Genomic DNA, 9,523 nt, shown 5'->3' on the forward strand with positions numbered 1-9,523 from the left:
CAAACGCCGGCGAGGCTGGACCCGCAGGGCATTCCCCGTCCCGTTGAGGCGCCGCGAGCGCAAAATCCAGCCCCGCCGGCGTTTGAGGCGCGGGGTACGGGGCGGAGCCCCGGATCTTTGAGGCGCGCCGGGCAGCCGGTGGCGGCGGGTGGGTCAGGTCAGGGCCAGTTGGAGGCCGCCCGTGGCGTTCAGGTGTTGGCCTGTGAGCCAGCGGGCGTCCGGGGAGGCCAGGAAGGCCACAACGTCCGCGACCTCCTCCGACGTGCCGATCCGGTGGAAGACCGAGCGGGAGGCCAGGTGGGCCCGGGTCGCGGGGTCCGCGAGGAGGCCCGCGTTCAGGTCGGTCCCGGTGATGCCGGGGCCGACCGAGTTCACCGTGATCCCGCGCGGCGCGAGCTCGGCGGCGAGCGACCGGGTCAGCGCGTTCGTCGCGCCCTTCGCCGTGGCCGTGGCCAGGATCGCCGGCATGGCGAGGTCGGGGGTGCCGGTCACGTTCACGATCCGGCCCCCGTCCCGCAGCCGCGCCAGCCCGTACTTGATCACGAAGAACGGCGCCTTGGCGTTGAGGGCCAGCGTCCGGTCGTACGCCTCCTCGTCGGTCTCCTCGATGCCCGCGAAGGTCGCCGCCCCCGCGTTGTTGACCAGGACGTCCACGCCCTCCGTGTGCGCGGGATGGGCCTCGTACGCCGCCCACAGCGCCCGCGCGTCGCCCGGCACGCCGAGCTCCGCCCGGATCGCGAAGGCCGCCCCGCCGGCCGCCTCGATCGCGGCCACCGTCTCCTTCGCCGCCGCCTCGTCGCGTCCGTAGTGCACCGCCACCAGCGCGCCGTCCCGCGCCAGCCGCTCCGCGACGGCCCGCCCGATGCCCCGGCTGCCGCCCGTGACCAGTGCCGTCTTCCCCTTGAGCACGCCCATGACGCGCCCCCCTTCGCCATTCGCTAGTGGTCGCTACAGAAAGGACCGTATCAGATTCCGTAGCGCCCGCTATAGAATCGGCGCATGGTGACCGGACAGCGCGGCAGGCCCCGCTCCTTCGACCGTGAGGCCGCCCTCGACAAGGCCATGCTCGCCTTCTGGGAGCGCGGCTACGAGGCGACCTCGATCTCCGATCTGACCGCCTCGCTCGGCATCGGCGCGCCCAGCCTCTACGCGGCCTTCGGCGACAAGCGCAAGCTCTTCGACGAGGTCGTGGTGGTCTACGGCGGCCGCTACGGGGACTTCGCGAGCGTGGCGCTGGCCGAGGAGCCCACGGCCCGAGCGGCCGTGGAGCGCATCCTGTGCGAGGCCGCCGAGATCTACACCGACCCGGCCCACCCGCCGGGCTGCATGGTGCTCAGCGCCGCGGTCAACACCACCTCGGACGAGGTCGCCGAGGCCCTGCGCGAGCGGCGCAACGCCAACCTGGAGCTGTTCGAGCGTCGGATCCGGGCCGACATGGCCACCGGCGTGCTGCCCGCGGACACGGACGCGCGGGCGCTGGCCCGGTATGCCGGGGCGGTGCTTCAGGGGATGTCCCAGCAGTCGCGCGACGGGGCGACCCGGGAAGAGCTGGAGGCGGTCGCGGCGCGGGCCCTGCTGGCCTGGCCGCCGGCCTAGGAAGCGTTCCTCTGGGCCACGGTGCAGGACGGGACCCTCAACCCGTCCGGCACCGTAGCCCGGAGTACTTACGGCCGATGGGTGTGCGGTTCCCACGGCCGGTGAGAGGTGCCTGCGCAGTCAGGGCAGATCACGCGGCTTACCTCGATCCGTCCTCCTGTGCGGGGAGGGCGGAAGCTTTGAGTCAATTGTGGACTAGACCATTCAGATCTGTCCATCCAATGAAGGGAGGATGAATCCCGTCACTTCCTCCAACAGTACGCGGCCCGCGGCCCTCCTGGATACTCCTGAGTACCGTCGTGGGGAAAGTCATGCGGCGTACCCGGGGTACGCTCGCCACGTGCCCTCCATGAACGACCTCGTACGCCAGCACACCGCTCTCGGTGAAACCGACCTGGAGTGGCTCCACCTGCTGGTCTCCGAGTGGCAGCTGCTCTCCGACCTCTCCTTCGCGGACCTCGTGCTCTGGGTCCCCACCCTCGACGGCAGCCGGTACGTCTCGGTCGCGCAGATGCGCCCGAACACGGGACCGACCTCGTACCAGGACGACATGGTCGGCCACCTGGTGCCGCGCGGCCGCCGTCCGCTGCTCGACGCCGCGCTCGACGAGGGCCGCATCGTGCGCGAGGGCGACCCGGAGTGGCGCGAGGAGGTGCCCGTCCGCGTCGAGTCGATCCCCGTCCGCCGCGAGGGCCGGGTACTCGGAGTGATCGCCAGGAACACCAATCTGCTCACTGTGCGTACACCGAGCCGGCTGGAGCTGACCTACCTCCAGTCCGCCTCCGATCTGGCCCAGATGATCGCGGCGGGTTCCTTCCCGTTCCCCGGCCAGCAGGTCGACATGGACGCCTCTCCGCGTGTCGGCGACGGCCTGATCCGGCTCGACGCCGACGGCGTGGTCACGTACGCCTCCCCGAACGCGCTCTCCGCCTACCACCGGCTCGGCCTCGCCTCCGACCTGGTCGGCCAGCACCTGGGCAACACCACCGCCGAACTCGCGCCCTCACGCGGCGCGGTGGACGAGGCGCTCGTCAAGCTCGCCAGCGGCTGGGCCCCCCGGGAGACCGAGGTGGAGGGCAACGGCGGGGTCATCCAGCTGCGCACGATCCCGCTCAAGCCCAAGGGGACCCGCATCGGTTCCCTGGTGCTCTGCCGCGATGTCACGGAACTGCGCCGTCGCGAACGTGAATTGATCACGAAGGACGCGACCATCCGGGAGATCCACCACCGGGTGAAGAACAACCTCCAGACCGTGGCGGCGCTGCTGCGGCTCCAGTCCCGCCGGATGGATTCCCCGCAGGGCCGCGAGGCGCTCAACGAGGCCGTGCGCCGGGTCGGTTCGATCGCGATCGTGCACGAGACGCTGTCTCAGAACCTGGACGAGCGGGTCGAGTTCGACGAGATCGCCGACCGGGTGATCGCGATGGTCTCGGAGATCTCCCCGGGCAAGGTGGACTGCCGGCGCACCGGCCGCTTCGGAATCCTGGACGCGGAGGTGGCCACTCCGCTGTCGATGGTGCTGACCGAGATCCTTCAGAACGCCCTGGAGCACGCCTTCGCCGATGGGGAGCGGGGCGCGGTGGAGGTGTCGGCGGTCCGCTCCGGCGCCGGCCGGGCGGACGGGCGGCTGCTGATCACCGTGCTCGACGACGGCCGGGGTCTGCCCGAGGGATTCGACCCCCAGCGGGCCGGCAATCTCGGGCTGCAGATCGTACGGACCCTCGTGGAGGGCGAGCTGGGCGGCACCTTCGACATGGTCGCGGCGGAGCCGCGCGGCACGAAGGTCGTCCTCGACATCCCGTCCAGCCCGCAGAAGTAGCGGCCGGCCCGTCACTCAACGTGACGGGGCCCCGCATCACCGTGGCCCGGACAGCACTGAGCCCCGGACCGAATGGTGATCGGTCCGGGGCTCAAGAGCACGTTGCTGAGCGCTTATACGGGTACTACGCGCTGCGCGTCGAGGCTCGAAAGTCGTTGTCAGGCGCTGGCGTTGCGCGCCCGGTTGCGAGCGGCGCGGCGCTTCATGGCGCGGCGCTCGTCCTCGCTGAGACCGCCCCAGACGCCGGAGTCCTGACCGGACTCGAGCGCCCACTGCAGGCACTGCTCCATGACGGGGCAACGGCGGCAGACGGCCTTGGCTTCCTCGATCTGCAGCAGCGCAGGACCGGTGTTGCCGATGGGGAAGAAGAGTTCCGGGTCTTCCTCACGACAAACGGCGTTGTGACGCCAGTCCATGGCTGCTCCATCTCCTTGTATTGCGGGCAGGTTGCTTGTGAATGTGAACGCTTTCACGAATCCCCCCGTGAGGGAAGGGCGACCGCCCAGTTTCCCGGGTGATCAGTCAGAGATTCGTGGAGGGGTTCTGGCGGTCTGTGTGGGTGCCGGGTTCTGCGGGCTGTCCCGATCGCCATGAAGAGATTCGCAAACCTCGGACGGGGATACAACCCCTTCCGGAAAGTTTTTTTTGATTCGTCGGTGTCTAGTAGGTCACAGCCCTACATCGTGAGGGTGGACCAGCGTGTAAACGTTCGAGTGAAAGGACTTTGGCCCCTTCTACTCACACAATCACACGCAGTGCACGGCGTACGCCTGTGAACCGAACGCTGGTGCGCAGCCCGAGGTGATCGCCGTCCATCTGGAACGGGAGTGGAACCTTCGAATGCAAGGTGAAGTCGGTCAGATCGTGCAGAGACACCGCATGCTTGCCGTGCGGACCCCGCTCAGGAGTCGAGGTCAGGAGCTGTGTCGCGTACCGCGCGACCGCCGGAGTTGACAAACGGTCCAGCGCCAATACGTCAAGTGCGGTATCGAACGACGCCTCCGGAGAGGCGTAAAGCGGACGATTCCCCAGATACGTCCACGGTGAGGTATTGCACACTATCGACAGCACCAGATCCGTCACCGGATCCGCTCCGGGACGCTCCAGGGTGACCGTGCCGTGCCGGCGATTGGGCTCCTCCCAGAACTGCCGCATCAGCTGTCGCACGTACAGCGCGTGCGTCGAACGCTTGCCGCGCTCCCGCTGCTGCTCGACCCGGCCGACCACGCCCGCGTCGAAACCGAAGCCCGCGCAGAACGTGAACCAGCGCGCCGGGACCGATTCGTCCTCCGTGCCCGGGGTGCCCGCCGCCAGGCCCAGGCCCACCGTCCGCTCGCGCTGCTCCCGCAGCGCGTCCAGCAGGGCGCCGGTCGCCTCGACCGCGTCGTTGGGCAGGCCGAGCGCGCGGGCGAACACATTGGTCGAGCCGCCGGGGACCACCGCGAGCCGGGGCAGCCGCTCCGGATCGGGCCCGTCGTGCAGCAGTCCGTTGACCACCTCGTTGACCGTGCCGTCTCCGCCCAGGGCGACGACGAGGTCGAGTCCCTCGTGCGCGGCCTTGCGCCCCAGGTCCCGGGCATGACCCCGGTACTCGGTGGACACCGCCTCCAGCTTCATCTCGCTGGCCAGGGCGTGGGTCAGGACGTCGCGCGTGCGCGCGCTGGTGGTCGTCGCTGCTGGGTTGGCCACGAGAAGTGCACGCATGAGCGCCAGCCTACCCACCCCCGCATATGCCGACCCTACTGCCCGTCCCCTCAGCGTTCCGGGGGGCGCCGCTACCCTGCTGGGGTGAGTAAGAAGCAGCCCGAGAAGGCCCCCGCCGCCGCACCCGCCCCCGCCGCCCCGCTGCCCCGGCGGCTGACCGCCGCAGCCGTGCTCACCGCGCTGGAGGGCCTGGCGCTGGCCGGCCTCGGCGTCTACATGCTGTTCGTGGGCATCGCCGGTGACCCCGACTCCCCGCAGCAGGCCGAGACCGGCGGGATCACCCTGCTCGTGCTCGCCGCGCTGCCGCTGATCGGGGCGCGCGGCCTGCGCCTGGGCCGCCGCTGGAGCCGCGGCCCGGCGCTGATCACCCAGCTGATGGCGCTGCCGGTGGCGTACACGCTGTACAGCACGGGCGGCGCGATGATCGTCGCCGCCGTGGCGCTGGCGCTGGCCGCGGTGGCCGTCGGGGCGCTGCTGGTGAACCCCACGGCGACCGAAGCCCTCGGCATCGGGCCCGGCGAGCAGGCCCGATAACCCGTACGTCCTACTCCTCGACCAGCAGCTTCTCGCGGAGCTGGGCCAGGGTGCGGGCCAGCAGGCGCGAGACGTGCATCTGGGAGATGCCGACCTCCTGCGCGATCTGCGACTGGGTCATGTTGCCGAAGAACCGAAGCAGCAGGATCCGCTTCTCCCGCGGCGGCAGTCCCTCCAGCAGCGGCTTGAGGGACTCGCGGTACTCGACGCCCTCCAGGGCCTCGTCCTCCGCACCCAGGGTGTCCGCGACCGCCGGCGACTCGTCGTCGGTGTCCGGGACGTCCAGCGAGAGCGTGCTGTAGGCATTGGCCGATTCCAGCCCCTCCAGCACCTCCTCCTCGGAGATCCCCAGCCGCTCGGCCAGCTCGTGCACGGTGGGGGAGCGGCCGTGCTGCTGGGACAGTTCCGCCGTGGCCGTCGTCAGCGAGAGCCGCAGCTCCTGAAGACGCCGGGGTACCCGCACCGCCCAGCCCTTGTCACGGAAGTGGCGCTTGATCTCGCCGACCACCGTGGGCGTGGCGTACGTGGAGAACTCGACCCCGCGGTCCGGGTCGAACCGGTCCACCGACTTGATCAGGCCGATCGTCGCGACCTGCGTCAGGTCGTCGAGCGGCTCGCCGCGGTTGCGGAACCGCCGCGCCAGGTGCTCCACCAGCGGCAGGTGCATCCGTACGAGGCGGTTGCGCAGCTCGGCCTTCTCCGGCGAGCCGTCGGGCAGCGCCCGCAGCTCGAAGAAGAGGGCCCGCGCGCCGCTGCGGTCGCGCGGATCCGGCAGCGCCGGGGTCACCGGGAACGCCGGCGGGGCCGGTGCCTCGGGGACCTCGATGCCGCCCTGGACCTCCTCCGGGGGCTTGGCAGCGGCCTCCGGTGGCTGTGCTTGATCGTGCTGGTTCTCGCTCATAGGGCCCGCCCGTCGCTCCGCCGAGTCCAAAAAGCCGTCTTCCGCATCCGCTTCAGCCGGGTGCGGCCGGGCGTGCTGCTGCTCCGGGATGCCGCCGTCGACCTCGTGCCGTACCCGGGGCCGATCCCCGCCCCGCACCGGGATCTCCCCGCCGCTCACGCCGGGCCTGGTCCCGCGCCGCGCTGTTTGTAGAGGCTGATGCTCACCGTCCGGTTCTCCTCGACCGTGGCCTCGACCTTGCCGGCCAGCGCCGACAGGACCGTCCACGCGAACGTGTCACGCTCCGGCGCGCGCCCGTCGGTGGTCGGCGCCGAAACGGTCACCTCCAGCGAATCCCCGATGAGGCGGAAGACGCAGCTGAGGACGGAGCCGGGCACGGCCTGCTGGAGCAGGATCGCGCAGGCCTCGTCCACCGCGATGCGGAGGTCCTCGATCTCGTCGAGGGTGAAGTCCAAACGTGCCGCGAGACCGGCCGTGGCCGTCCGCAGCACCGACAGGTAGGCACCCGCAGCGGGCAGCCGGACTTCCACGAAGTCCTGGGTCCCGGGCTCGCCTGCGATCTGGGACACCCTCACCTCCAAGGTGGTACGAGCTCTGTTCGCCGGTGACGCTATCGCGATCCGGGCGATCGTGTCGCGGCCCCCCTCTGGCACCCGCTGGAACGCCCGGGCCGACCATGCCGCTGCCCAGTGACTGATGGTAAGCCCATGGGTACGCACAGTGGCTAGGGGTCTGCGGGGCCCAAATCAGGGGAACCGGCGGAGGGTTGACCTACCCCGCCTCAGACGATCGAACCGTCGACAAAACACCACCGCCAGGTCTCGCCCGGTTCGAAGCTCCGCATGACCGGATGGCCGGTCTCGTGGTGGTGCGCCGTCGCGTGCCGGTGCGGCGAGGAATCGCAGCAGCCCACGTGCCCGCACGCCAGGCACATCCGCAGCTGGACCGGGTGACTGCCGAGCGCCAGACATTCGGGGCAGGTCTGGGCAGAGGGGATGGGCTCGGGGCGCGGCAGTTCGGCAACGTGGGTGCACTCGCTCATGATGGCCAGCGTACGACCAGGGTGCGGGCGCGCGACGACTGAGGATGGATCTTCGATGGAGGTATTGCCGCTGGTGGCGCTCATCGCGGGCAGCGCCGCCGTTGCGGGGGCGGCCCGCCGGACGCCGGTGCCGGCGCCGCTGCTGCTGGTCGCGGTGGGGCTGGTGGCCGCGTACGTCCCGGGCGTGCCCTCGTACGCCCTCGACCCGCACATCGTGTTGCCGCTGCTGCTCCCGCCGCTGCTGCACACGGCCGCGGTGGACAGCTCGTACCTGGACCTGCGGGCGAACATGCGGCCCGTCGCGATGCTGTCGGTCGGCTACGTGCTCTTCGCGACGCTCGCCGTCGGCTACGTGGCGTACCTCGTGATGCCGGCCCTCTCGCTGCCGGTCGCCCTGGTGCTGGGCGCGGTGATCGCGCCGCCCGACGCGGTCGCCGCCACCGCGATCGCCCGCAAGCTGGGCCTGCCGAACCGGATCACGACCATCCTCCAGGGCGAGTCCCTGGTCAACGACGCCACCGCGATCACCGCGTACAAGGTGGCCCTGGCGGCCGCGGTCGGCGTGAGCGCCGGCTGGGCGGGCGGGATCGCGGAGTTCCTGGTGGCCTCGGTGGGCGGGGTCGGCGTCGGCCTGCTGCTGATGGTGCCGATCCACCAGCTGCGCAAACGGCTGAAGGAGCCGCTGCTCCAGAACACGCTGTCGCTGCTGATCCCCTTCGTGGCGTACGCGGCGGCCGAACGGGTGCACGCCTCCGGGGTGCTCGCGGTGGTCGTCGTCGCGCTGTACCTCGGGCACCGGAACTGGCAGGTCGACTTCGCGACACGGCTCCAGGAGGAGGCGGTGTGGAAGGTGGTCGCCTTCGTCCTGGAGTCGGTGGTCTTCGCGCTGATCGGGCTCCAACTGCCGGTGGTCCTCAGGGGGCTGGGCGAGTACGAGGGCCTGCACGCGGCCTGGTACGCGGTCGCGGTGTTCCTCGCGGTGGTGGTGGCCCGGTTCGTGTGGGTGTTCCCGGCGACCTTCCTGCCGAGGCTCTCCGAGCGGATCCGCGCGCGGGAGCCCGACACCGACTGGAAGGCGCCGGTGATCGTCGGCTGGGCCGGGATGCGCGGAGTGGTCTCGCTGGCCATCGCGTTCTCCGTGCCGATCACCGTTCCGCACCGGAACCTGATCCTCTTCCTGACCTTCACCACGGTCATCGGCACCCTGGTCGTCCAGGGCCTCACCCTCCCGCCGCTGATCAGGATGCTCAAGCTGCCGCCGAAGGACGTACAGGCGGAGACCCTGGCCGAGGCGCAGGCACAGAGCCAGGCCTCGCGGGCGGCGGAGGACCGCCTGGCGGAGCTCCTGGAACAGCCCGAGAACAGCACCCTGCCGCCGCCGCTGGCGGACCGGCTGCGGACGGTGCTGGAGCGGCGGCGCAACGCGGTGTGGGAGCGGCTGGGGGAGGTCAACCCGGTGACGGGGGAGTCGGCGGACGACGTCTACCGGCGCCTGGCCCGCGAGATGATCGAAGCCGAGCGAGAGGTCTTCGTGTCGCTGCGGGACCTGCGGCGCATCGACGACGAGATGCTGCGGGCGTTGTTGCGGCGGCTGGACCTGGAGGAGGCGGCGGCGTACCGCGAGCAGGGCTGACGGCCCGACCGGTGGGGCTCCGCCCCACACCCCGCGCCTCAATCGCCGGCGGGGCTGGGATGGTCCCCCCGGGCGGGATCTCGCCCCTCGGCTCCGCCCCGCGCCTCAATCGCCGGCGAGGCTGGGGTGGTGTCCCCGGGCGGGGTCTCGGCCCTCGGGTCCGCCCCGCGCCTCAATCGCCGGCGAGGCCGGGATGGTCCCCCCGGGCGGGATCTCGACCCTCGGGTCCACCCCGGGGCGCAAACGCCGGCGGGGGGGGGGGGGGGTGCCCCCGGGGGGGGGGGGGTTGGGCGG

The 9,523-nt window shown here is 71.2% G+C and carries 10 protein-coding genes; 4 read left to right on the forward strand and 6 right to left on the reverse strand.

Annotation, left to right across the window (positions count from 1 at the left end):
* Positions 1–153: 153 nt before the first annotated feature.
* Positions 154–915 (reverse strand): SDR family oxidoreductase, encoded by a 762-nt coding sequence (locus ACFV9H_RS40570; protein WP_385408882.1) that lies wholly within the window; start codon positions 913–915, stop codon positions 154–156.
* An 84-nt stretch (positions 916–999) separates the two neighbouring features.
* On the opposite strand from ACFV9H_RS40570, the gene ACFV9H_RS40575 reads away from it, so the two are divergent.
* Both ACFV9H_RS40575 and ACFV9H_RS40580 read left to right on the forward strand, forming a co-directional pair.
* Entirely contained in the window at positions 1,000–1,596 is a 597-nt protein-coding gene (locus ACFV9H_RS40575; protein WP_385408884.1) for a TetR/AcrR family transcriptional regulator, read from the forward strand.
* Positions 1,597–1,945: 349 nt separating this feature from the next.
* Entirely contained in the window at positions 1,946–3,415 is a 1,470-nt protein-coding gene (locus tag ACFV9H_RS40580) for a sensor histidine kinase (protein ID WP_385408894.1), read from the forward strand.
* A gap of 158 nt (positions 3,416–3,573) precedes the next feature.
* Here ACFV9H_RS40580 and ACFV9H_RS40585 read toward each other — a convergent pair whose 3' ends face one another.
* The gene (locus tag ACFV9H_RS40585; protein ID WP_003953983.1) at positions 3,574–3,831 is read right to left on the reverse strand and encodes a WhiB family transcriptional regulator; all 258 of its coding nucleotides are present in this window, start codon (positions 3,829–3,831) and stop codon (positions 3,574–3,576) included.
* Positions 3,832–4,153: 322 nt separating this feature from the next.
* Positions 4,154–5,119, reverse strand: coding sequence for a diacylglycerol/lipid kinase family protein (locus ACFV9H_RS40590; protein ID WP_385408886.1), 966 nt, complete (start codon positions 5,117–5,119; stop codon positions 4,154–4,156).
* Between the two features lie 84 nt (positions 5,120–5,203).
* Here ACFV9H_RS40590 and ACFV9H_RS40595 point away from each other — a divergent pair, with 84 nt between their 5' ends.
* Complete coding sequence (locus ACFV9H_RS40595; RefSeq protein ID WP_385408888.1) at positions 5,204–5,653, forward strand: hypothetical protein; 450 nt, start codon at positions 5,204–5,206, stop codon at positions 5,651–5,653.
* A 10-nt stretch (positions 5,654–5,663) separates the two neighbouring features.
* Here ACFV9H_RS40595 and ACFV9H_RS40600 read toward each other — a convergent pair whose 3' ends face one another.
* The 3 genes from ACFV9H_RS40600 to ACFV9H_RS40610 form a co-directional block, all read right to left on the reverse strand.
* Positions 5,664–6,692 carry an RNA polymerase sigma factor SigF gene (locus ACFV9H_RS40600; RefSeq protein WP_385408896.1) on the reverse strand — a complete coding sequence of 343 codons (1,029 nt, stop codon included), beginning with the start codon at positions 6,690–6,692 and terminating at the stop codon, positions 5,664–5,666.
* A gap of 17 nt (positions 6,693–6,709) precedes the next feature.
* Positions 6,710–7,123, reverse strand: coding sequence for an anti-sigma regulatory factor (locus tag ACFV9H_RS40605; protein WP_365165629.1), 414 nt, complete (start codon positions 7,121–7,123; stop codon positions 6,710–6,712).
* Between the two features lie 212 nt (positions 7,124–7,335).
* The gene (locus ACFV9H_RS40610) at positions 7,336–7,596 is read right to left on the reverse strand and encodes a UBP-type zinc finger domain-containing protein (RefSeq protein WP_385408890.1); all 261 of its coding nucleotides are present in this window, start codon (positions 7,594–7,596) and stop codon (positions 7,336–7,338) included.
* Between the two features lie 55 nt (positions 7,597–7,651).
* Here ACFV9H_RS40610 and ACFV9H_RS40615 point away from each other — a divergent pair, with 55 nt between their 5' ends.
* On the forward strand, positions 7,652–9,229 hold the full coding sequence (locus ACFV9H_RS40615; RefSeq protein ID WP_385408892.1) for a Na+/H+ antiporter: 1,578 nt from the start codon (positions 7,652–7,654) through the stop codon (positions 9,227–9,229).
* Positions 9,230–9,523 lie beyond the last annotated feature (294 nt).

The organism is Streptomyces sp. NPDC059874 (assembly GCF_042731135.1).
In the GTDB taxonomy this organism is placed as follows: Bacteria; Actinomycetota; Actinomycetes; order Streptomycetales; family Streptomycetaceae; genus Streptomyces.

Excerpts from the sequence above, each read along its gene's own strand:
- ACFV9H_RS40570 (WP_385408882.1), bottom strand. The coding sequence starts at position 915 with ATGGGCGTGCTCAAGGGGAAGACGGCACTGGTCACGGGCGGCAGCCGG.
- ACFV9H_RS40585 (WP_003953983.1), bottom strand. The coding sequence starts at position 3,831 with ATGGACTGGCGTCACAACGCCGTTTGTCGTGAGGAAGACCCGGAACTC.
- ACFV9H_RS40615 (WP_385408892.1), top strand. The coding sequence starts at position 7,652 with ATGGAGGTATTGCCGCTGGTGGCGCTCATCGCGGGCAGCGCCGCCGTT.
- ACFV9H_RS40590 (WP_385408886.1), bottom strand. The coding sequence starts at position 5,119 with ATGCGTGCACTTCTCGTGGCCAACCCAGCAGCGACGACCACCAGCGCG.
- ACFV9H_RS40610 (WP_385408890.1), bottom strand. The coding sequence starts at position 7,596 with ATGAGCGAGTGCACCCACGTTGCCGAACTGCCGCGCCCCGAGCCCATC.
- ACFV9H_RS40580 (WP_385408894.1), top strand. The coding sequence starts at position 1,946 with ATGAACGACCTCGTACGCCAGCACACCGCTCTCGGTGAAACCGACCTG.
- ACFV9H_RS40575 (WP_385408884.1), top strand. The coding sequence starts at position 1,000 with ATGGTGACCGGACAGCGCGGCAGGCCCCGCTCCTTCGACCGTGAGGCC.